The 23,649-nt window shown below is 42.5% G+C and carries 19 protein-coding genes; 9 read left to right on the forward strand and 10 right to left on the reverse strand.

Going from position 1 to position 23,649, the window contains the following annotated elements; translation table 11 throughout:
- Nucleotides 1-110 precede the first annotated feature (110 nt).
- A complete protein-coding gene (tsaA, locus tag BIW53_RS04640) occupies nt 111-815 on the forward strand; it encodes a tRNA (N6-threonylcarbamoyladenosine(37)-N6)-methyltransferase TrmO (RefSeq protein ID WP_070990673.1) in 705 nt (234 codons plus the stop codon).
- Nucleotides 816-894: 79 nt separating this feature from the next.
- A complete protein-coding gene (locus BIW53_RS04645) occupies nt 895-2,619 on the forward strand; it encodes a proline--tRNA ligase (RefSeq protein WP_070990675.1) in 1,725 nt (574 codons plus the stop codon).
- A 67-nt stretch (nt 2,620-2,686) separates the two neighbouring features.
- On the opposite strand, the gene BIW53_RS04650 is transcribed toward BIW53_RS04645, so the two are convergent.
- On the reverse strand, nt 2,687-3,070 hold the full coding sequence (locus tag BIW53_RS04650; RefSeq protein ID WP_084228070.1) for an HDOD domain-containing protein: 384 nt from the start codon (nt 3,068-3,070) through the stop codon (nt 2,687-2,689).
- Between the two features lie 300 nt (nt 3,071-3,370).
- Between BIW53_RS04650 and BIW53_RS04655 the strand changes: the two genes are divergently transcribed.
- The gene (locus BIW53_RS04655) at nt 3,371-5,404 is read left to right on the forward strand and encodes a S9 family peptidase (RefSeq protein ID WP_070990677.1); all 2,034 of its coding nucleotides are present in this window, start codon (nt 3,371-3,373) and stop codon (nt 5,402-5,404) included.
- A 194-nt stretch (nt 5,405-5,598) separates the two neighbouring features.
- Complete coding sequence (locus BIW53_RS04660) at nt 5,599-6,399, forward strand: UDP-2,3-diacylglucosamine diphosphatase (protein ID WP_070990678.1); 801 nt, start codon at nt 5,599-5,601, stop codon at nt 6,397-6,399.
- A 60-nt stretch (nt 6,400-6,459) separates the two neighbouring features.
- Here BIW53_RS04660 and BIW53_RS04665 read toward each other — a convergent pair whose 3' ends face one another.
- From BIW53_RS04665 to BIW53_RS04675, 3 genes are read right to left on the reverse strand one after another with little or no spacing between them, the layout of a single operon-like run.
- The gene (locus tag BIW53_RS04665; RefSeq protein ID WP_070990680.1) at nt 6,460-7,668 is read right to left on the reverse strand and encodes an ABC transporter permease; all 1,209 of its coding nucleotides are present in this window, start codon (nt 7,666-7,668) and stop codon (nt 6,460-6,462) included.
- Complete coding sequence (locus tag BIW53_RS04670) at nt 7,661-8,446, reverse strand: ABC transporter ATP-binding protein (RefSeq protein WP_070990682.1); 786 nt, start codon at nt 8,444-8,446, stop codon at nt 7,661-7,663. Before BIW53_RS04670 ends, BIW53_RS04665 begins: the two co-directional genes overlap by 8 nt.
- Nucleotides 8,382-9,254, reverse strand: a complete 873-nt coding sequence (locus BIW53_RS04675; RefSeq protein ID WP_070990683.1) for a DUF3025 domain-containing protein — start codon at nt 9,252-9,254, stop codon at nt 8,382-8,384. The genes BIW53_RS04670 and BIW53_RS04675 overlap by 65 nt, the downstream gene beginning before the upstream one ends.
- 149 nt (nt 9,255-9,403) lie before the next feature.
- Between BIW53_RS04675 and BIW53_RS04680 the strand changes: the two genes are divergently transcribed.
- From BIW53_RS04680 to BIW53_RS04690, 3 genes are all read left to right on the forward strand, one after another.
- Complete coding sequence (locus BIW53_RS04680) at nt 9,404-11,032, forward strand: M28 family metallopeptidase (RefSeq protein WP_070990685.1); 1,629 nt, start codon at nt 9,404-9,406, stop codon at nt 11,030-11,032.
- Nucleotides 11,033-11,092: 60 nt separating this feature from the next.
- Nucleotides 11,093-12,238, forward strand: a complete 1,146-nt coding sequence (locus tag BIW53_RS04685) for a putative manganese transporter (protein WP_070990687.1) — start codon at nt 11,093-11,095, stop codon at nt 12,236-12,238.
- 147 nt (nt 12,239-12,385) lie between these two features.
- Nucleotides 12,386-12,907: a hypothetical protein gene (locus tag BIW53_RS04690; protein WP_070990689.1), complete on the forward strand. Its 522-nt coding sequence runs from the start codon at nt 12,386-12,388 to the stop codon at nt 12,905-12,907.
- Nucleotides 12,908-12,947: 40 nt separating this feature from the next.
- Here BIW53_RS04690 and BIW53_RS04695 read toward each other — a convergent pair whose 3' ends face one another.
- Entirely contained in the window at nt 12,948-13,382 is a 435-nt protein-coding gene (locus tag BIW53_RS04695; RefSeq protein WP_070990690.1) for an AAA family ATPase, read from the reverse strand.
- Between the two features lie 316 nt (nt 13,383-13,698).
- On the opposite strand from BIW53_RS04695, the gene asnS reads away from it, so the two are divergent.
- A complete protein-coding gene (gene asnS / locus BIW53_RS04700; RefSeq protein ID WP_070990692.1) occupies nt 13,699-15,096 on the forward strand; it encodes an asparagine--tRNA ligase in 1,398 nt (465 codons plus the stop codon).
- A gap of 105 nt (nt 15,097-15,201) precedes the next feature.
- Here asnS and BIW53_RS04705 read toward each other — a convergent pair whose 3' ends face one another.
- The 4 genes from BIW53_RS04705 to BIW53_RS04720 all read right to left on the reverse strand — a co-directional run bounded on the left by BIW53_RS04705 (nt 15,202) and on the right by BIW53_RS04720 (nt 22,121).
- Nucleotides 15,202-18,069, reverse strand: a complete 2,868-nt coding sequence (locus BIW53_RS04705; protein WP_070990694.1) for a TonB-dependent receptor plug domain-containing protein — start codon at nt 18,067-18,069, stop codon at nt 15,202-15,204.
- A 505-nt stretch (nt 18,070-18,574) separates the two neighbouring features.
- Nucleotides 18,575-19,819, reverse strand: coding sequence for an amidohydrolase family protein (locus tag BIW53_RS04710; protein ID WP_070990695.1), 1,245 nt, complete (start codon nt 19,817-19,819; stop codon nt 18,575-18,577).
- Between the two features lie 12 nt (nt 19,820-19,831).
- Nucleotides 19,832-21,214, reverse strand: coding sequence for an amidohydrolase (locus BIW53_RS04715; protein WP_070990696.1), 1,383 nt, complete (start codon nt 21,212-21,214; stop codon nt 19,832-19,834).
- 112 nt (nt 21,215-21,326) lie between these two features.
- Nucleotides 21,327-22,121, reverse strand: a complete 795-nt coding sequence (locus BIW53_RS04720; protein ID WP_070990697.1) for a hypothetical protein — start codon at nt 22,119-22,121, stop codon at nt 21,327-21,329.
- Between the two features lie 266 nt (nt 22,122-22,387).
- On the opposite strand from BIW53_RS04720, the gene BIW53_RS04725 reads away from it, so the two are divergent.
- On the forward strand, nt 22,388-22,747 hold the full coding sequence (locus BIW53_RS04725; protein WP_070990698.1) for a DUF3718 domain-containing protein: 360 nt from the start codon (nt 22,388-22,390) through the stop codon (nt 22,745-22,747).
- Nucleotides 22,748-22,807: 60 nt separating this feature from the next.
- Here the strand turns inward: BIW53_RS04725 and BIW53_RS04730 are convergent, their stop codons facing one another.
- Complete coding sequence (locus BIW53_RS04730; protein ID WP_070990949.1) at nt 22,808-23,503, reverse strand: DUF445 domain-containing protein; 696 nt, start codon at nt 23,501-23,503, stop codon at nt 22,808-22,810.
- Nucleotides 23,504-23,649: the final 146 nt, after the last annotated feature.

Here is a 23,649-nt window from a genome sequence, read left to right on the forward strand (position 1 = left end):
TCCTATATATCAAAGTAATCCTCTAAAACACAGCGATGCTGGTAATGGATTAACAACCATTAACACGCTACAATCTCGGCCGTCGAAACAACCGAAACATAAGAGATACAGTGCAGAACTATCAGATCCAGCCCGTAGGTTTTATTCAATCCCCGTACAAACAAAAGTTTGCAATACCACGCCAGCCCCGACTGGTACCTCAGGCTAAAGCGAAGCTAGTATTCTGCGAAGACTTTAGCCGAGAAGAGTTTATCCGCGGTATCGAAGAGTTCACTCATTTATGGTTATTGTTTCGTTTTCATGAAACAGCAGATAAAGGCTATTCAGCTCTGGTTCGCCCTCCTCGTCTTGGTGGCAACGAACGTAAAGGCGTTTTTGCAACCCGAGCAACCTTTAGGCCCAACGGCATTGGCATGAGCGCAGTTAAACTAGAGGGTGTGGAATACAAAAATGGTCAATTGGCTCTGTTACTCTCTGGTATCGACCTGTTAGATGGCACGCCTATCATCGATATTAAACCCTATTTACCCTACTCAGATGCGATGGCCGATGCCAGTGCTGGATTTGCCGATACCCGACCTGAAACTTTAATGACGGTGAGTTTTAGCGAACAGGCTGAGCAATTTATTGCTCGACAAACCCGCTATCCTGAATTAAAAGAGTTTATCACGAACGTTCTAAAGCAAGACCCGCGTCCTGCATATAAAAAGCACAAGCAACAAACGCAATTTTACGGCATGAACCTATACGAATTTAATATTCGCTGGCAGGTGGACGCAGAGCACAATCAAGTGATTGAGATAACCCGAGAATAAACGCTTTGTCTAGCGAGCTGGCGCTGCTAAACTACAGGCCATTATTACCAAAAACAATTACATTACGAACGGAACCATAATGCGTACCAGTCAATATATCTTGGCGACTTTAAAAGAAACGCCATCAGATGCTGAAATAATCAGCCACCAGTTAATGCTACGTGCGGGCATGATCCGCAAACTGGCTTCAGGTTTATACACTTGGCTGCCATCTGGATTAAAAGTGCTACGCAAAGTAGAGCAAGTTGTACGTGAGGAAATGGATAAAGCAGGTGCTATCGAAATGCTTATGCCCGTTATCCAACCAGCCGACCTTTGGCAAGAATCAGGACGTTGGGAACAGTTTGGTCCCGAATTACTGCGTATTCACGACAGACACAACCGCCCATTTGCACTTGGTCCAACACACGAAGAAGTAATCACCGATTTTGTTCGTAAAGAGATCAGCAGTTATAAGCAGTTACCACTGACCTTATACCAAGTACAAACTAAAGTGCGTGACGAAGTTCGTCCTCGTTTTGGTGTAATGCGTGCGCGTGAATTTACCATGAAAGATGCCTATTCTTTCCATATGACTGACGAGTGTTTAGCACAAACGTATCAACGTATGCATCAAGCTTACTGTAACGTGTTTGAGCGTTTGGGTCTTGATTACCGTCCTGTAATTGCTGACACAGGTTCTATCGGCGGCAGTGTATCTCACGAGTTCCACGTGCTTGCTGAATCAGGTGAAGATGCTATCGCATTTAGTACTGAAAGTGACTACGCAGCTAATATCGAAAAAGCTGAAGCTCTAGCACCAACGGAAGCACGCCCAGAACCAAGCAAAGAGTTAAACACCTTTGCAACGCCTGAAGCGAAAACCATTGCTGCTCTAAAAACGCTGCATGGTGTGAAACCTCACCGCGGTGTGAAGACTTTGATCGTATACGGTGCGCCTGATGAAAATGAACAACGCGGCTTAGTTGCTTTGATCCTACGTGGTGATCATGAACTGAACGAGTTAAAGGCTGAAAAACATCCTCTAGTTGACTCGCCGCTTGAAATGGCTAAAGAAGAAGATATCTTTGCTGCTATTGGTGCTCACCCAGGTTCACTTGGTCCTGCTGGACTTAACATGCCAATTATCGTTGACCGCAGTGCAGCTGTTATGGCTGACTTTGTTGCTGGTGCAAACAAAGATGGCGAGCACTACAGCGGGATCAACTGGGACAGAGACGTTGCTGAATATGAAGTATTTGACTTGCGTAACGTCGTAGAAGGTGACCAAAGCCCATGTGGAAAAGGTGTACTACAAATCAAACGTGGTATCGAAGTGGGTCACATTTTCCAGCTTGGTACTAAATACTCGGAAGCAATGAACGCTGGCGTACTTGGTGAAAATGGAAAAAACCAGATCATGACTATGGGATGTTATGGAATTGGTGTTTCGCGTATCGTTGCCGCAGCAATTGAGCAAAACAATGATGACTACGGCATTAAATGGCCCACAGCGCTTGCTCCATTTGAACTTGCGATAGTGCCTATGAACATGCACAAGTCACACCGTATTCCAGAAATTGCAGAGCGCTTGTATAGCGAGTTTAAAGCTGCCGGTATTGACGTTTTGTTTGATGACCGTAAAGAGCGCCCTGGTGTGATGTTCAATGACATGGAACTACTTGGCGTGCCTTATACCCTTGTTATTGGCGAGCGCAACCTAGACAATAATCAAGTAGAGCTTAAAAACCGCCGCACAGGTGAAAAGCAAATGCTAGATATCGAAGAGGCAGTTGCCGTAATTACAGCGCAAATTCGTGGTTAATTAACCACTGGCTGTTAGTAGTGTTAAGTTGAATCGTTTAGGTCTCTTAGCACTACTTACTTCCTTCCTAACCTTTAAAAATTCCAAACCATCCCATAATCAAAGTATACATAGGGAGCCATTGTGCTATTTCAGTATTTTGACCCACAGTTGCTCTCAAAGCGACCGCTTTAACAAGTGGCACTAATCGTTTAAGACCTAAGGTCATTATTGCTTGGTCGATAGAGTCAATCTCTCGGGCTCGGCGAAAAGCAGCAGAATTAACGACTTGCAAAACAGCAGCCGAAATACCCACATCAGAATGAAGAATTTTTGCGATAGTGCCTATGTTAGGTTCTGGTTTTTTGGCCTCGTGCGAAAATTCAATTAGCGCCTCTGGACGAGGCGGGATCGATACGTTCTTTAAGATACTTTTTTCTTCTTGGGTTAGTGTGATCGCCGTAACTGGTATCCGTCAGATTAAAAATAACACCCTTAATAAGGTATAGCCATCAGAGCTCTAAAGGTCACATTTATTGCCAAGCCTTTCTCCCTCTCAACACAGTCAACATGTTGATAAAATTAAAAATATCGGTCTTATTGCAGACAAGACTTAACGCTATGATAAGCACAGTTATCTGTAGCCCTAGTACAGTAGAAATTAAACACATCTGGTTTTTATTCAATTTTATCGCTTATGAAGTGACATTCACATCGAGCTGAATAACTATGTCATCAATATTAAAGAAATTATTTATAAGGAAGAGTTAATATGTCTTTTAGGCTAAAAAAAACCTTACAGTGTACATTCTTTGCATTTTCTGTACTGCCTGTATGTGCACAAGCGAACTTAGGGCTTCAAGCGGAAGATATTTTTGAACTCGAGTACGCAAGTGATCCGCAGATCTCACCCAATGGCGAACAGATCATTTACGTACGAAATAGCAATGATGTTATCAAAGATGCCAAAAGACAAAACTTATGGTTAGTTGATAGCAAATCCAACACCCAATCACCTCTATTTTCTGACGAAAATCGTTACAATCAACCAAGATGGTCACCCGATGGAAATAAACTTGCTTTTGTCAGTAATGTCTCGGGTAGCAACCAAATTCACGTACATTATCTTAAACAAAACCGGAGCGCGTTACTCACTCAGCTTAAATCAGAAGTGAGCGATTTAACTTGGTCACCAGATGGGAAATGGCTTGCATTCAGCCAAAAGGTTGAAGAAAAACCAACTGTTATTGCCAAAATGCCAACACCTCCAAAAGGGGCTAGTTGGTCAGAGCCTGCAATAGTCATTGATCGCGCATATTATCAAGCTGATGGCCGCGGTTTGGTCAAACCCGGTTACCGTCAGATATTTATATTACCAAGTGAAGGCGGAACACCACGTCAACTTACATCAGGGAATTATCACCACGGCGGTAAATTAGCTTGGCGTACCGACTCAAAAAGCATTATCTTTTCTGCGAACCGCATTAGTGATTGGGAATACAAAGGCCTTGAGGGTGATTTATTTGAGGTAAATTTTGATGGCCAAATTACCCAATTAACTTCTGCACCAGGGAAAGAGCATTCACCGAGCTTTTCACAAAATGGTAAACAGCTCGCTTATCTAAGTGCATCAGGTGAACTTAATCCCTATCGTAACCACAAGTTGAACATCATGGATTGGCAAACTAAAAAGAGCCTACTTATCGCAGAAGACTTTGACCGCTCCATAGAAAACCCAACTTGGGTAAGCACCTCAAAGCTCGCTATTTCATACGATGACCACGGTATGAAAAAACTCGCGACCATCACCACAAATGGAAAAATAAGTGACCTCACTGACAGCTTGTCTGGTACCACGTTGGGACGCCCTTACTTAAGTGGACAGTTTAGTGCTAACTATAAAGGCGAAATCGCTTTTACTAAAGGTAGCAGTCAGCGCCCTGCTGATGTCGCACTAACAACCACTAAAGGCAAAGTGAAACAGCTCACTAAGTTAAACGAAGATTTGCTCGCTCATAAAGAGCTGGGTAAAGTACACGAAATTACCTATGCGTCATCTTTCGATGAAGAGCAAATCCAAGGTTGGTACATCACTCCACCCAATTTCGACCCTACCAAGAAGTACCCATTATTATTAGAAATTCATGGTGGCCCACATTTAGCCTATGGCCCGCATTTTTCTGCTGAGTTACAACGCTATGCAGCTCAAGGCTATGTAGTATTTTATGACAATCACAGAGGAAGTAGTTCATACGGTAAGCGCTTCGCCATGTTATTGAAATATAAATACAGCTCCAAAGAAGATTTTGCAGATCACAACTCTGGTGTAGACGCTATGCTGGACAAAGGCTTTATTGACAAAAACAACTTGTTTATCGCTGGTGGTTCGGCCGGGGGGATTGCAACCGCCTATGCCATTGGCTTGACCAATCGCTTTAATGCTGCGGTTGTTGTTAAACCAGTTATCAACTGGTTGAGTAAAGTGCTTACGGCTGATAGTGGCTTATTACAGATCCCAACACAATTTCCTGGTATGCCGTGGGAGCATATGGAGCATTACTGGCAGCGCTCTCCACTGTCACTGGTTGGGAATGTCACCACCCCTACCATGCTCATGACAGGAGAAGAAGACTTACGTACGCCAATGGCTGAGACTGAACAATTTTACCAGGCATTGAAGCATCGGAAAGTTGACTCTGTATTGGTCAAAATCCCAGGAGCTCCGCATGGAATTGCGGGTAGACCTTCGCGAATGATCAGTAAAATTGAACACACACTCGCATGGTTTGAAAAATATAAGAAATAGACTTGGGCATAGCTAATGGAAGCCGCATCATGCGGCTTCCATTAGACTATTTATGACTAAAAAGAATAAACCTGCAAAACTTCGTAGATTCCACTCACCTACATCAATACTTTCTCTAATCTGTCGTACAAATGTCATGGCTTGTTCATCTAAGCGCTCTAATTTAGATTTTATTACGCTTGAGGCCACGGACTATGACTACAGCGTACTACCCCAGCATCTGGATCTCAGATGTACATTTAGGCTATAAGGACTGCAAAGCCGATTATTTGCTAGATTTTTTGAATAGTACCCGCTGTGATGTGCTTTATTTAGTGGGTGACATTGTTGATTTATGGTCAATGAAACGACAGTTTTATTGGCATCCATCGCATTATAAAGTGCTTGAATGTATTCAAGGCAAAGCTGAATCCGGCACCCGAGTGGTTTATATTCCTGGTAACCACGATGAAACCTTTCGCAAATATGTAGGCAAGAACCTGTTTAATGTTGAAGTTCACAGAACTTTTATCCATACCACGTCTTTGGGTAAGAAATTCTTGCTTTTGCATGGTGATGACTTTGACTCTGCAACCCGTTATAACAAGTTAATTAGTATTGCAGGAGATGCAGCGTACGATTTTCTATTATTTTTAAACCGTTGGACTAATCGTATACGGCGTTTATATGGCGGCCATTATTGGTCATTAGCATCATGGCTCAAAAATCGCGTTCATAAAGCGCGTGCTGCAATTAACGCATTTGAATCAGCAGCTATTCATGAAGCTAAAAAGCAAGGGGTTGATGGCATTATCTGTGGTCATATACATCAGCCAGCAATCAAAGTACAAGATGGCATAGTGTACTGCAACGATGGAGATTGGATAGAGAACTGCACAGCTTTGGTTGAAGGTAAAAATGGTCGTATTGAACTGCTGCACTGGTCTGATATTCAACATGTTATGAATGTGGTTGAATTGGGTGAAGTTAAAGCTAATGACGCCAAAGCAGCCTAACTAAAAGTCGTAAAAGCGCAAAACGCATATTTTGCGCTTTCACATATGATTTTCTGCCGTCTATCTAAATAACACTTCCTCTTTTGAGAACCAGCGAACACAAAAAGCTAATAAGACTGTAGCTAATAAAGCTGACGCAATAACTATCATGGTTAGTAGGCCATAATCTACGGTTCCTTTGATGATTTCTTTAATCGCTAATGCTACGTTAGTTACAGGGATCAATGCTGTTTTTGCTGTCAACTCCATATTAGGCATTAGTGATACTACAATAGGCAAAAACACGCCCATGCTTAAAGGTGCCATATAATTTTGAGCTTCTTTAAAAGTGCGTGCATAGATTGAAATCGCTAACACTAAGGACGAAAATATCGCGGCAATCGGCACAAGCAACGCAAAAATCAGTAAAAAGTCAGTGCCTGTGACACTCGAAAACGCTGATTTTACCGTATCTAGCTTCACAAAGCTGATTGCGACCGACACCCACACTGCCATGCTTAATACCGTCACCGTCGCACACGCTAATGAACTCAGCAATACTGTTAAAAATTTACCGAGCACTAATTGGGTGCGAGTCACAGGTGTCAAAAGTAAGGTTTCGAGCGTCCCCCGCTCCTTCTCTCCTGCTCCCAAATCAATAGCTGGGTAACTTGCGCCCATCAATACCAATGGGATCAGCAAGTAAGGAATAAACGCCCCTAACTTTTCCCCCAAATTTTCACGCTTATCGGCCGTATCCACTTTACTGATCAAAATAGGCTGTAAAATCGCTTGTTGTTTTTCTTTTTCAATTCCTAGTTCTATAAGCGTTTGTTCACGTAGGTTTTCAGAAACCTCATTTGCCAATGAGCGCAGCCTGTCATAAATAAAATTAATGCTTTGTGCATCATTAAATACCACTTGCCAATTTGCCTGCTTACCTTTGCTCAGCTCTTTTTGCGGATCACTTTGTAAAAATATCCCCACATCTATGATGCCGCTTCGCACTGCCTGCTTTAGCTCTTCTACGCTAGAAAATGTCTCTTCGCCAGCGTATTTCTTAAAGCTCTTGTGGTAAAAAACACGCTCAGCATAGGCTTGTCCATGCTGCTCGTTGACAATGTAGTATGTATGTACCTTTTGTTCAGCCTTTAAAGTTGCCTGAGAGCCCAAAAAGCCAACTAGCGCCATGATCACCGGAAACACGAGCATAGGTAGCGCTAAAACAAAGAATAACGTTTTTTTATCTCTGATCAGCTCTAGTAATTCTTTTTTGAATACCTCAAACATGCGCGACTCCCTGTAACAAATTCAAAAATGCCTGATTGAGTTCTTGGCTTTGCCCTTTCACTTTAAAGTTCTCAAGAGTGTCATCGAAACAACTAACTCCTCTATCAATTACACATATCCTGTCGCACAGCAGCGCTACCTCATCTAAATGGTGAGTAGAAAAAATAACCGGTGTTCCTTTACTTTTAAGCTCACGAATAAAGTTGATAACGGTTTGCGTGGTCATAATATCCAACCCAGTAGTAGGTTCATCCAACACGACTACATCAGGTTGATGAACAACTGCTCTTGCGATATTTGCCTTTTGTTTCATGCCTGTTGAAAGGTGCTCAGCTCGCTTATTTAAAAAAGATCCCATATCGAGTACTTCAAATAACTCATCACAGCGCGTTTTTAGCGCTCGTCCCTTTAAACCATGAAGTTTTGCAAAATACTCTACGTTTTCTTTGGCGCTCAAACGCCCATATAAGCCCGTTGAACCCGATAGAAAACCGATTGATTTTCTACCTACAAGTGGCCTTGCTACGACATCTTGTCCATTGATATGGATTTGCCCACTGTCTGGTTTAAGTGCAGTAGAGAGCATGCGTAATGTGGTTGTTTTTCCTGCTCCATTGGGGCCTAGTAGACCCAGCACCTCTCCTCGATTACAAGTAAAACTAACATCTTGTACGGAATGGAAGTAACCATCTCGCTCTCTTACGTCAGTCGACTTACCCTTTTGTCTGTGTGCTTTGGTCAGCTTGAAGCGTTTTTTTAACGCTTTGACTTCTATCATGTGTGTTCCTTCGCTTAGCTCTGAAGTAGTTTGTATTGTTATAAAATTCTGGAGACTGATTAGCAGAGAACCAATTTGGGATGCCGAGTAAAGGCAAAGGCGATAACTGCGTGTTATCGTTAAGTACACCTTGATTCTCTATCATATCTACTAACAGTGTGTCTAAACATGCATATTGTGAGTGCAAGTCTAATTCAAAAAATGTCTCATCAACCTCAACACACAAAGCCTTTCCAGTTAGGCCGATAAATGGTTGAGTAAGCATTTCATAATTAGCATGGCCGAATATGAAAGCTTTAATTTCTTTGTCCCAACCTGATCTTTGAGCGACAAAAGCATCAACCCAACAGTGATTTTTAAGTTGCTCAGCGAAAGTGCCGTTTGTCATTGCTAACACAACACCACATTCATCAAACAAGGTTAATGCGTTTCTATGTTTACTGCGTTGCTTTAGACCATGTTTGTCAATTTCAACAATATGTTGCTTGTTTAACAACGCCTTAGTTTTAGGAAATAAGCACCAGATCATCACACCGAATAGATCATGCCAATTTTGTTCTCTGGTAGGAACTCGTCCTGTTTCATAAATGATTTGTTCATAATAACGAGTTTCATCTTGTAACAGAGCGTCGGGAACAAATTCTAGAGCTTTTCCATTGCGGTTTTGCACAGGGCCTAAAGCATTTAGCCACCCAAAGGTAGGCCAATTGTTGTGCTCATTTAACTTGAATATATGGTTTAAGTGCTCAAACGCTCCGCCGCTGAGCAATTGTGGATCGAAGGTTTCTGGTGGCGTGAACTTTTTCATTACTAACTACATAAAAATTCTTTGCGTCAGTTTACCCCAAGTTGCTCCAAGCGCCAACGCCAGATCCTGACGACTATCGCACTTGCTCGAAAGTTAGGGTTATTTATGTTTATACTTACGCCTCTTAACTAAATAACAAAAGAACAGCTATGAAATTAAAAATATCTCTCAGCGCTTTGGCTGTTGCTGTGCTTGCAGGCTGCGCAAGTACAACTTCTAACACCAATGCTGATGTGCAAGCAGCTTATGAAAGTATCAACGCTCAACAACTGGCTCAACATATCAAAACACTTGCTTCAGACGAGTTTGGCGGCCGCGCACCTTCTTCTAAAGGCGAAGAGTTGACGCTCGCTTATTTGAGTGACCAGTTTAAAGCATTAGGGTACCAACCAGGCAACGGTGACAGCTTCTTCCAAGAAGTTCCTTTAGTTTCTATTGAAGCTGACGCGAACATGACCTTAGATATTGGCGGTAAAGCATATCAATACAAAAATGACATGGTAATGGGTACCAGTCGTATCAGCCCATTGGAATCTATTCAAGAATCTGAGTTAGTGTTTGTTGGTTATGGTGTTAACGCACCAGAATACAATTGGAATGACTACGACGGCCTAGATGTAAAAGGTAAAACCGTCGTTATGCTGGTTAACGACCCGGGTTTTGCGACTAAAGATCCTAGTATGTTTACTGGTGAAGCAATGACCTACTATGGTCGATGGACCTACAAGTTCGAAGAAGCAAGCCGCCAAGGAGCTGCTGGCGCCATTATTATTCACGAAACGGCACCGGCGTCTTACCCATGGAGTGTGGTCGAGAACTCTTGGAGTGGTGAACAATTTGGTTTCCAAAAAGCTAATAACAACATGGACAGAGTAGCTGTTGAAGGCTGGGTCACCACAGATGTAGCCAAAGAGTTATTCAGCAAAGCCGGCCTTGACTTTGAAACAGCCAAAGCCAATGCGGCAAAAGGCGCTTATCATGTTGATATGGGCGATCTAACAGCCTCTGTAACTGTTAAAAGTAAAATTAAAACTTCAACGTCTTACAACTTCATCGCCACCCTGCCTGGCAGTGAAAAACCTGATGAGCACGTGATTTACTCAGCTCACTGGGATCACTTAGGTACAGATAAGAACCGTAAAGGCGACCAAATCTACAATGGTGCGCACGATAACGCTACCGGAACTGGCGGTATGATTGAAGTAGCTGAAGCATTTGCTAAGTTGCCAACTCGTCCGCAGCGCTCTATTACCTTCTTGGCTGTTACCGCTGAAGAGCAAGGGCTATTAGGCTCTAAGTTTTACGCTGCAAACCCAGTGATCCCAGCAAATAAAACCGTCGCAAACATCAATATGGATAGCTTAAACCTGCTAGGCAAAGTAAAAGATATTAGTGTTGTCGGTATTGGTAAATCATCTCTTGACGATATGCTTGCCGATGCTGCAAAACAGCAAGGTCGAGTTGTTTCTGGCGATCCTAAACCGGCTTCAGGCGGATACTACCGCTCTGATCACTTCGCATTTGCCAACATGGGTGTACCTGCAATGTACGCAGGCGGTGGTACAGAAGCGATTGATGAGCAAACCGCGGATTATCGTAAGCGCATGAGCCTTGTGCTTCGAGGCTGTTATCACCAGCCATGTGACCGCTACCGCGACGAGTGGGACTTAAGCGGTGCAGTGCAAGACTTACAGTTGTTTTACAAGGTAGGTTACGAAATTTCTCAACAGCCTCAGTGGCCAACTTGGAACGCAACCTCTGAGTTTCAACGCAAATGATATTGATTATCATTTAGATTGATATATAGTGTGACTAAGTTTTTTAATTTGGTCACACTTATGTTGCAGCTAGCGCGTTTAACTACATTTCAACTCAATTCCCATTTACGTATCTCGTTTAATATTAAGCGATTAATTTTTCCTCTACTGCTCACTCTGGCATTAATGACTGAATCGCTTGGAGAGCTAACCAGAACGACATTAGCCGACGCATATTTTCAAGTAACCGTTTTTGTTGCAAGTACACTTTATGTCTATTTTATTTTTGCTAAAAAGTTTCCCAATTTAGAACTGTCTCGTATAAAACAAAAATCCCCGCTACTTGAAATGTGCTATGCCTCGGTATTAGGTGCTCTCCCAGGCTGCGGTGGGGCAATTATCGTTGTTACTCAATATACGAAACAGCAAGCCAGCTTCGGTGCACTCGTAGCTGTGTTAACAGCCACCATGGGCGATGCTGCGTTTTTGCTGCTCGCTAAACAACCTATGACGGCCATCTCGATTATCGCCATTGGGATTGTCGTTGGTATTTTAAGTGGCTTAACAGCCAACGCATTACCAGCAAAATTTCAACCCACATTGTTAGCAAAGCAAACTAAAAGTGTAATTGAAAGCCTTGAGCAGGAAAAAACAACCTGTATTATTCGCTGTTCTCAATTCTTATTGTGGCCAAGTCTAATGTTCGCTCTACTCATAGCATTTAACTTTGAATTTGGACAATCGCAAGCGCTGCTTGAATACTTAGGCTGCACTTTGGCACTGTTGGTGGTTTTCTCTTGGGCTGTAATTCCTACCAAACAAAAGCAAAAAACTTGTGTAACTGCTCATAACAATTACTTTGAGCGTGTTATAAAAGACACTCAGTTTGTTAGTGTTTGGGTTATAGCAAGCTTTATGGTCTATGAAGTGTGCGTAAGTACATTTAAATTGGATATATCACTTTGGTTTGGCCAAATTGGTTTATTTGCACCTTTAGTCGCTATCTTTGTCGGCTTTATTCCTGGCTGCGGCCCTCAAATAGTTGTGACCAGCCTTTACCTTCAGGGCAGTATTCCATTTAGTGCATTAGTGGGTAACGCAATTTCTAACGATGGCGATGCGCTATTTCCAGCAATTGCCATGGCACCATCAGCAGCTTTAGTCGCCACTGCATACTCAGCAATCCCTGCTGTAATTGCCGCCTACATCTTTCATATATTGGTATAAAAGTGTAATGCCATGTAATTCACATTTACCAGCTAGATGACTACATTTTGTTTGTCTTCGTGCAGCACTCGACCTTCAAAAAAAAGGTGTGTTGTGCTGTTCACGAGCTGACAGAGATTAATTTACGAATTACAAAGGAATATAATTATGTCTACACAAACAGTTGGCCTTTCAAGCCCGGTTTATCAATTTCAACGCGTTCTAGCATATACATTGGGTCAGTCTGCATCAGTGATAGTTTCAGATTTAGACAGCTCAACAAACACTGTTAATGTTATTGCAAGTTCAGCAGCAACTGCGCAAGCCCTGGCTCAAATCGTTAAACCAGAGCAAAGCTTTGGCAATCTAAAAGTAGCAATTACTGTCAAAGACATTAGTGGCAATACGTATCAACCGACACAGTCTAGCTGCACAACGGACACGCTTGTTGAGTCTGCTAAAACAGCACTTATCAACAACCCTCTTATTTTTGATGTGCGCACTGTAACCGATTTCAGCGGTAAACTTGTTGCGGGGATCTCAATTGTGCCAACTGCCATTCAATTTTGGAACGACAACTTAGCAAACCCATCTTCCTTTACAACATTACTCGCTGAAAATGGATTTGAGCAGGTATTAATAGAACAGTTTAAAGTGTTTAGTGAAGGTAAGCATATTGGCAACAATTAAGACACTATTTAACATAGGAGAGTACATACCTGCTCTCCTATTACCACTCAAAAATATATGCCATCTTGCTGATGGTTTTCAGTGCCACACCATGAGTGTTTCGCTTTGCGTAAAGATGCTGCATTGATTTATCTTTTACTTCGCCAACGATGACTTCTTTGACCTGATAGCCTAATGCCGTTGCCGCCGCACTATATGCAACAAATTCCCACTTTTTGATATTGGTATTATCAACAATCACCAGAGGGATCCCCTCGCCCAGCCCATTTATAAAGCGAGCTAAATTAAGGTTGTGATATTGTGGCAGCTTAAACTTCTCAAAATGATACTCACCCGCATCATTATAAAAGTAGTCATCAGTTGAGCAGATCAAATATTGGCTTTCATCACCTGCTACTAATTCATCAGCCAGCGTTTGCGCGTAATGTGTCTTACCACACCCGGGTAAGCCCCTTAATATAAAAACTTGTTTCATCGACAATTAACGTTACCTAAGTCGTGAGCAATCAACATAAATAAGCGCGTATCATGCCACACTTTTAAAATTTAATCATGAATTACATGAACAATGTATGTTCAGCTACATCCAGCGGCATAAAAGCCCCGCTTGAGCGCTCAAAAAAAGCACAAAATCACGTTTAAAACGACTCAAGACGAATTAACTTGTAAAAGAGTTGCAATTGAGTGTTTTTTTATTGCTTTATCAAAGGTAAGATACGGCTCACGTGCCTGTATAATTTTTACAGGTACAATCGAATAATTATTAGGTAACTTATATCATTGGAGTGAAGATGAGCCACATAGCGATAACGGAGCTACTCAAGGGCACCGTTGCGGTCGACAGCCAGGTAACAGTCAAAGGCTGGATCCGTACACGCCGCGATTCAAAAGCAGGTATTTCTTTCTTAGCCGTTCATGACGGTTCTTGTTTTGATCCTATCCAAGCGGTTGTTCCTAATTCGCTCAATAATTATGATGAAGTTACCCGCTTAACGGCTGGTTGCTCTGTAAAAGTAACAGGCGTGTTAGTTCAATCAGAAGGTCAAGGTCAAGCATTCGAAATTCAAGCTAACTCAGTTGAAGTATTGGGTTGGGTTGAAAATCCAGACACGTACCCTATGGCTGCTAAACGTCATAGTATTGAGTATTTACGCGAGCACGCTCACTTGCGCCCACGTACTAACGTGATTGGTGCTGTAACGCGTGTACGTAACTGCCTATCTCAGGCAATTCACCGCTTTTTCCACGAGCAAGGTTATATGTGGATCAGCACACCGATTATCACAGCCAGTGACTGTGAAGGTGCCGGTGAAATGTTCCGTGTTTCTACACTTGATATGAACAATCTGCCTCGCACAGATAAAGGCGAAGTTGATTACAGTGAAGACTTCTTTGGTAAAGAAGCGTTTCTGACCGTATCAGGCCAGCTTAACGGCGAAACATACGCAAGTGCCATGTCAAAGATTTATACCTTTGGTCCAACTTTCCGCGCAGAAAACTCCAATACCTCACGCCATTTGGCAGAGTTTTGGATGGTAGAGCCGGAAGTCGCTTTTGCTGATCTTGAAGACATCGCAAAGCTTGCAGAAAGCATGCTTAAGTATGTATTCAAAGCGGTATTAGAAGAGCGTCGTGACGACATGGAGTTTTTCGCTCAACGTATTGAGAAAACGGCTATTTCACGTTTAGAAGAGTTCGTTGAAAAAGACTTTGCTCAGGTGGATTACACCGATGCTATCGACATTCTTAAAGATTGCGATAAGCAGTTCGAGTTCCCTGTTGAGTGGGGCGTTGACCTTCAATCAGAGCACGAGCGTTATTTAGCAGAAGAGCACTTCAAAGCGCCTGTGGTTATCAAAAACTACCCTCGCGATATCAAAGCTTTCTACATGCGTCAGAACGAAGACGGTAAAACGGTTGCAGCGATGGACGTGGTTGCTCCAGGTATCGGAGAGATCATCGGTGGTTCTCAGCGTGAAGAGCGTTTAGACGTGTTAGATACGCGTTTAGAAGAAATGGGCTTAAATAAAGAAGACTACAGTTGGTACCGCGATTTACGTCGTTACGGTACAGTACCACATTCAGGGTTTGGTCTTGGCTTTGAGCGCTTAGTTGCCTACGTAACGGGTATGGGTAACGTACGTGACGTTATCGCTTTCCCACGTACTAAAGGCAGTGCGACTTACTAAGTATTTAATGCTTTATAAAAAATACCCAGCCTATGCTGGGTATTTTTTTGCTTGCTGCATATCAAGTAGCGGCCAATAACTCGACCGCTAACGTGATACTGTTACTTAAAAACGTGCTACCCACTCTATTGAGAAAGTACGTCCCATAACAGCAGTAGTCACCGGGTATCTTGCGCGGTTAAACCAAGGGCTGCCACCGATGTAGCTTTCATCATTACGCGCTTTTGAATCACGAAGGTTATTAACCCCAAGCTTCACGTTATGATCATCATTGATCACATAGGTCACACCTAAGTTGTAAACCAACCATGGCGCCATACGCGAAGCTAATGCTCTACGATCGTCTGATGGATTACGCTCTGGATCTGGGTCTTCATAGTTCCAACTTGAACCTAAGCGCGTTTGTTGAAGTTGCACAACCCAGTTATCATTACGCCAGCCAAATTTATTATCCCAGCGTGAGCGGAAGTCGTTGTTTAACCAACTATCACGATATTCTTTGTCTATCTCGTCACCAGGGAACTCTTGGTTAACAACTTCAAGTACATGGGTATACTTCAAATCGATATCGATTAATCCGTAGTCACCTAAATCAAAGCCCGCCTTGAGGTTCATATCAAAACCCGTTTGCTCACTCAGTGATTGGTTAATATAGGTGGTATGCGCGGTATTCACCGTTAAACCAACATTAGGCGCTGTAGCATCAAAACGTTTGATACGACTGAGCACATCAGCACATAATGCTTCGTTATCAGATTGGCCATTACGGCACTCTGCTTCGGTTCTGTAGAAATGATCAGTATCCCAGCTTTCTACTTTGTCTTCTATACGTATACGGTATACGTCAGAGATTAAATCAATCTCTTCTGTGATACTCCAAACAAAGCCAAGCGTTGCAGAGTAACCTGTTTCTTCTTTAAGGTCTTTGTTACCGGTTCTAGTACCTTGATAACGCTGACCCTCTTTGAGCCTACCCGCACTGTCCATATCACACTGATAAGTAATTGCGTCGTTTTCTGCTTGCGATAAGCCAGTATCTTGGCCTGTCACTATCTGCACACATTTACTCTCTAGCCAATAATCAGTAAATGACTGATAGAAACCCGATGGCCCAGCGTAAACTTGGTGAATATCTGGCGCCCTAAAGGTTGTTCCATAGTTTGCACGTACCAGTAATTCATCTAATGGACGGTACTCTAAACCCAGTTGATAGGTAAATGCGCCATCTACTGCTGTTTCATCGTCGTAGTAATCGTAACGACCTGCGATATTAGCCTGTACTTGCTCGGTAAGAGGCACTCGGAACTCTACGGCCATACCGTAACGGTCACGCTCACCTTCCCCTTCGGTGCCAGTTAAGCCATTGCCCCAACCCGTTGTCTTATCTAGCGTACGAGGGTCTAATTTTATTGAGTAATCTTCTGATGACCACTCAAAGGCCAAGGCAAAATCAACTTCGCCTGCTGGTAATTCAAATACAGCGCCCGTCAAAGACGCATTAACCGTTGTAACCGAAGCATCAGCTTTTGAGTCGTTCACTTCAACAATCGCTTCTCTGCCTTGTGCATCTAATGGACGCCAGAACAAGTCAAAGTCTGGATTGAACTCATTCGTGGTACCTGCTAGAGGTTGACCTAGAAAATAGTCTATCGCTTTATCCGACGCTATTAGATTTTGATGCTCAAAGTTGTCTGAAGCACTGTGAGAAATAGACAACTCATAGTTCCAGTCATCCAGCACTGTTCCTCTGAAACCCGCCGCAGCATAAAGCATTTCATCCTTAAAGTGTTTATTTACATCACCCACCTCTTCTTCGGTGAATGTACGTTGCATAAACAAATAACGGTCATTGGTTGCATCCCACACCCATTGATCTGCAATGGCTATACCTTCTGGTAATCTGTCAGTGCCCCAGCTAATACCGTAACCACCGCGGTTTTGTGCTTCGCTATCCCAGTAGAGCGCTTCTGCAAAAAACTCATGGTTTGAGTTAAGTTGCCAGCTCAAATTAGTGTATAAAGACAGGTGTTCACGGTCATTGATGTATGAACCATCCCCAGTGCTATCGCGCCCACAGTAAAACCCTCTACTCGGTCTTTCAGATAGTTCATAACCGCTCCATTGGTCACATAGGTTACTACCAAATTCATCAGGGTGTAGGTAACTAAAACCCCCGTCGTAGGTCGCGGCCATAATCGAACGTGAATTAACTCTTTGATATTCTGGTTCATCTTCTGTTGCAGGACCATCATTAACGTCATCTAGCCAGTCACGCTCATATCCACGCAGCATGTCTTGTTGACTATACTCAAGCGCATAGGTCAGACTAAGATCTCCTTCACTGAACCCACCTGTAATTGAGAATTTGTTGCTATCACCGCCACCTTGGTCGGTTGTGCTATGACGTAAACGTACTGTAGTATCATCGACATTGGTTTTTGTAATGATGTTTACTACGCCTGCAATTGCGTCAGAACCATAAACCGCAGAACTACCGCCTGTCAAAATCTCGATTCTAGAAATAGCTGCAGCACTGATGGTAGATAAGTTAAATACATTGTTTTCGCCATTGAACGCGCGCGGGTAGTTAGCGACACGACGGCCATTGAGCAATACCAATGTACGGTTCGCCCCCATGCCTCTAAGGTTGACCGTTTCAGCATTCGGCGTGAAAGAGTTAGTATAACCTTGACCTTGAGTGTCACCTGTTGCCGAAGAAAGCGATTGAATCGCTTCAAAAACATTCCCAAAACCTTTCGCTTCAATATCTTCAGCGGTCATTACTACAACCGGTGATGGGCCTTCTATTTGAGCTCGGCCGATACGAGAACCAGTTGTTACGATGCGCTCAATTTCTTGTTCTTTTTGTACTTGACCGCCGTCATTTTCAGCAGCTAATACAGATTGGCCAGTTAATGCCAGACTACCCATTAAAGCCAGTCTAATCGCATTAGATAGCGTAGAGTTAAGCATATATTTCCCCTAAGTTATTTGTGAACAAAGTGATAACTCACTAGATTGCACTTGTTATTTTTTTGGCGCGCACATGGAAACACAATATTAACATAATGTAAATATCGCGTACCCAAAATAAATATACTTATAACTTGAAATTATGTGGTTCTATCGCTTTTATGGGTCACAGAATAAATACCCAAAGCGGTTAGTTTGAGATGTGTGTACTTGATGAAATAGTTAGAGTTGTAAAAACGTATGTAGCAGTTTTAAAAACCTACCTTACTTAGATAGTTCTTTCGAGGCACAGTGAGACATAAGTCACTTTGAGGCCTTATTCATCACCTTCACTTCTGTTTATGTTACTAATACACACCTTGAAAGATGTCATTTGAGAATCTATGCGGTATTTATGATCCACTGATGAAAAGTCGCCCTTGCGCTGACAATTTTGAAAGGACAAATAAAAAAGCCCAGCGCTTAAGCTCTGAGCTTTTAAAAACAAAAACTATGTTTAGTGTTGTTATTTAGTATAAGCGCGTGGTAGTTCAGAATCCGTCGTATAACGCTCACGAAGCTTATCGTGACGAGACTCAGTTGTTACCTCTTCGCCATTGATCCACATTTTTTCTACCGTTGTGCTCAATTCAAAAGGGTCTGCACTCCAAAGTACTAAATCCGCAGGCTGACCAACCGCAATCTTACCGCCATCAATGGCAAAAGCATCAGCAACATTACTTGTTACCGCTTTGATAGCACTATTGTAACTCATGCCATTAGACACAGCGATACCGGCATCAAAGCGAAGCTGATAAAGGTTGTGACTGCTGTCTCCTGCTATCGTCAGTAGCACTTTCACACCCGCTTTTTCAAGCTTACTGGCATTTTCCAACGTAGCATGCATGGCATCAAAGTCTGAAGGTAAGTTAGATACAGCACTAACAATCACCGGGATCTCTGCTTTAGCCAGTTCGTCGGCTAGTAACACCGCATCTGCGGCACCACTGATGATGATATCAAGTCCATATTCAGCCTTTAGCTTGATTATCTGAACAATATCAGCCGCACGGCTTGCTGAGATAACAACTGGCATTTCACCGTTTAATAATTGGGTTAGAACACGCTCCTCACCGCTTGGTTTGTCAGCGTCTTTTTTGTCATCTTTCTTATCGTCTTTTTTCGCTAGCTTGGCTTTTTGGCCTTCCAGCTTTTCAATAAACTGTTGGAACGACAGAGCGCGTGAGCCCTTGCTCTTTGCCCCAAGGTAAATAACAAATGCAGTATGTTTATCAGTAACGCTATCAAACTCGCCGCTTAAATTAGCCGTAAATGCTAATCCTTGGTATGCACCATCATAGTTGACAGGTGATACCACACTTTGCGTGATCCCGCCTTTTCTTGCATATGGGATCAAACTTGAACGCGCGTTAAAAGCGTAGCTTGGATCAAAGTCCAAACCCGCTTTTTCATCAGAAGCATCGCGTGAGTTTGCCACAGCACCCACTTCAACCAAACCAAGCTGATTCATTGAGCCTATAAAGCCTGGAGTTAGTACCAAACCGTTTGCATTGATTGTCTCATTGGCAGTGACATTTTCAGGGTTGATCGCTTTGATTTTTCCATCTTCAATCAATACTGTTGCATTATTTAATGTGCCCTGCTCTGTAGCAGTGTGAACAGTAACACCCGTAATGGCTGTGACTTGTGCAAATGCTGCCGAACTTGCCAGCAACGCGCCCGTGATCATAGATAACTTTAATTTTGTCATGGTGTACGCTCCTTATCGTTGGCCTAACATGAAATCGCTAACAGCTTGATACTTCTCATCTTTGCGGTCATAAACTTTCGCACCGTCGATGTAAACATGCTCAGCTTTTGCATACACGCTAAACGGGTTTTTATCCCAAATTACAACATCTGCTTGTTTACCTTGCTCCAATGAGCCCGTCTTGTCCGCAACCCCAAGGGATTTAGCCGCGTTGTAAGTTATCCATTTGATAGCATCTTGCTCTTTTAAATTGAAGCCCTTTTGGTTAGCGGTATACATTACTTTACCGGCTTCCTGATTTAGACGCTGAATGGTTGTATCTGAATCAGAGTGAACTACTGCACAAGAGTTTTTAACTGCGTCTACAATTGCCACATTCTCTTGCACCATATCGTAAGCTTCCATCTTGAAGCCCCACCAATCTGGCCATAGTGCTGCACAGTTACCATTTTCAGCCAGTAAATCTGCAACTTTATATGCTTCTATACCATGGTGGAACGTGCCTGAGTGATAATTAAACTCTTTACCCAAGTCAATCATCATCGCCATTTCTTCAGCTTTATAACAGTGGTTATGAATTAAGATCTCACCATCTAATACACCTCTAAGTGTATCTAACCTAATGTCACGCTTTGGTGCATCAGGATTCATTCCTGCTGCATATTCTTGTTCGTAACGCTCCCAAGCACGTTTATATTCTGTCGCTTCAATCCACGCTTGACGATAGCCAGCCATATTACCCATACGCGTGTATGGTGCTACGCCCTTAGCGCCATATACACGCTTAGGGTTTTCACCACAGGCCATTTTTAAACCATAAGGTGCATCAGGAAACTTCATACCTTGCATAGTATGTGCTGGAACGTTTTTCAATGTAACACTACGCCCGCCAAATAAATTCGCTGAACCAGGTAAAATTTGTAACGTTGTGATCCCACCTTCGCGAGCTCGATTGAAACCTGGGTCTTGGGGCCATACTGAATGCTCAACCCATACCTGTGCTGTATTTGGGCTTACCATTTCATTGCCATCTTGGTGTGATTCAACCGCTGGGCTTGGATAAGCACCTAAATGCGAATGCACATCAATGATCCCAGGTGTTACCCACTTACCTTGAGCGTCAACCGTGGTATCTGCTTGCACATTAAGATCAACACCAATCTGACTTATTTTACCATCGACGATATAAACATCGGCACTGTCTAAACGCTCCCCCGTACCTGTTAGAACCGTCGCATTTGTGATCAAAGTTGCGGTTGCAGGCATAGCTTTATAGGTGCTTGGGTAAGGGTTTTTATCGATATTTACTTTATCTTTTTGCGGGCCTTTATCTTGGCAGCCCGCCAGTGCAGCACTCAATGCCAACACCAATATGGAAGGGGCAAATTTTTGCATTGTTTTATCTCTATTGTTTTTATTTCAATTGAACTTTACCTAAACGAAACGAAAAATGCGAAGTAAAAACCTCAAATTACATTTATACGCGACGAATGTTTGTTTTTTTACACTACCGTGCAATGTACTCTCGATAAAGCTTAGCAAGCGCCGCGTCGATGTCTAACTTTGCGTCCTGTTTCATCAAGCGCTCAGTGGCTCTGGCGACAAAATCTGAATTCTGTTTATGCTGCTTAGCAAATGCTTTGATTTTTTCTTTACCAACATCTAGCACCTTTGGTGCACTATATCTGTGTTGATACTGGCTCAAAGCCTTGTCAAAGTCACCTGCACATTCTTTCACTAGTAAATCGTAAAAACGGCTTTTTTGCACGCCAAATGTATCGAAGCAGTAACTTAAGGCATCATCAAAACTTGTAAATTCTTGCTCATTAACAATAAAGCAGTCTTTCGCTGCTGGCTTAATCTCACTTGCATCTTCACTAGATAAGATAAATGGTACAAATGCCAAACGTGAGGCAGCCTCTCCTCCTAAGCTCATTCCTGCAGCGATGCTGTGCTGAAATTCAGGGCTCATCTCATCGAGCTCTGCTTCATGCCACATATGATAAACTTTTAGGGCTTTGGCATATTTGCCCGCTAACTTTGTTTTCAGCTTGTCAACACGTTCTGCGAGTGTCAGCACGCGCTCATTGTGCAGCATTGCATAACATTCATAACACGCGGGAACACTAATAAAGTCAGCATTTTCAGAAAACTCCAACACCAGCTCAGCATGTTCTAAAGGCGGGCAGTAATCAGTGTCAGTTGCTTCACACCCGCAGTAGTAGCAACGATTAGCATCCTTGACTTGTTTGGCAAATCCTTGTTTATAGTAATGTTTGAGTGTGTTGTTATTTACCGTCATTAAACTCTCATATTCTTTACATTCAACACTAAAATGAAAACCATTGATTATGTGCGCACAGACAGATTGTAAACGCCAATAATCGCCAGAAGACCCGGCTAAAAATTCTTTTACAATTGCAATTTTTTCTTTTTATTTCTGAACGTTACTTGGAAATTGCAACATTTTAATACTTACTTACATTGTTGCGAGTTTACTTAACAACCCGTCACAGAGTTATGGTCAATACTGAATAGGCACTTAAATTCTTTGAACGGAGAAATACTATGAACAAACTAGCCACCCTATGTAGCACCGCTTTGTTAAGCACTGTGCTCGTCACAACTGTACAAGCAAAACAATTCGTCGCAGCTGACGACTCTCTGGCAACAGATTTATGCATGGCCATCGCCAGCAACCACACTTTGTCTTTGAGAAAAACCATGGATGAACATCATGTTAGCGTTAGAGTAATGCAAAACAAGCTCACCTGTAACGGCCTATCTACAACAAAGTTTACGTCAAAACATGAGTTGAGCAATACCGCTAAACTACTACATTTAGACCTGACAACTCACACTGAGATCCACGATTTATCTGCAAAAGCACAACATGCTGATGTATTGGTTGTTTCTGGGTCTAAATAATGGTTACATGCTTTCTTTGAGCACTGTGCTCGCTTCGCTATAGCACAGTGTTCTTCTCAACTAAGCCATCAACGCAGCAGCTAAACCAAATAAACCACCAAATACACCACCCCAAACCACTAGCCAGCCTAAGTGAGTCCGTATCATGTTTTGAACAATTTCTTTGACCATATCTGGAGTTAGTTCTTCCAAACGTTGCTCCACTGCATTTTCAATTGTTGAAAACACCATTTCTGCACTGTGACCACTGCTTAGTTCATCACTCATCAACTTTTTGAATTTGTCTTCTTCTGTAATTTCAACTAACGCATCTTGCATTTTTTCTACAAATGAAGATTTCATTGGCTCAAGCGCTTCATTGCCACCAAACATCGCCAACATACCTCCGAATTGGGAGGCTTCGATAACCTGTACGAGTTTGTCAAAAGCGGGACTCAAATCAACCTTTTTAATCACTGGGCTTAAGTCAATTGAGTTTTGCTGTTTTTCAAGCAGCGCAGCTACTTTTTCTTGACTGAAAAACTCTTGTAAAATAAGTACGCTAATTGACTCTTTAAAGTGCTGAAATTTGAGCTTAATAACGCCAGAACCATACAAAAAAGGTACTTTTTCAAATAACATGTGGATCGCCAGCAAGTTTGTCATAGCGCCAGACAAAGCAAAAATGCCTATTGAAAAAATAATGGGAAGCGATGAAAAGTGGCCAATAACAACGAAAAGCAATGCAAGTGAATTGGTGATGTAACTTTTGTTCACTACAACCTCCTGATTAACGAACCGCAGCATTTTATACTCTACGCCCAACAAAATATAGCGCTGTACAACTTTCTTTAATGATGTCAGGCAGTAAAAAACCATATTATTCTTCACTAACAGTTGAGATCCCCCATATTTCAACCATA

The sequence above is a fragment of the Pseudoalteromonas byunsanensis genome (assembly GCF_001854475.1).
GTDB classification, from domain to species: domain Bacteria; phylum Pseudomonadota; class Gammaproteobacteria; order Enterobacterales; family Alteromonadaceae; genus Pseudoalteromonas; species Pseudoalteromonas byunsanensis.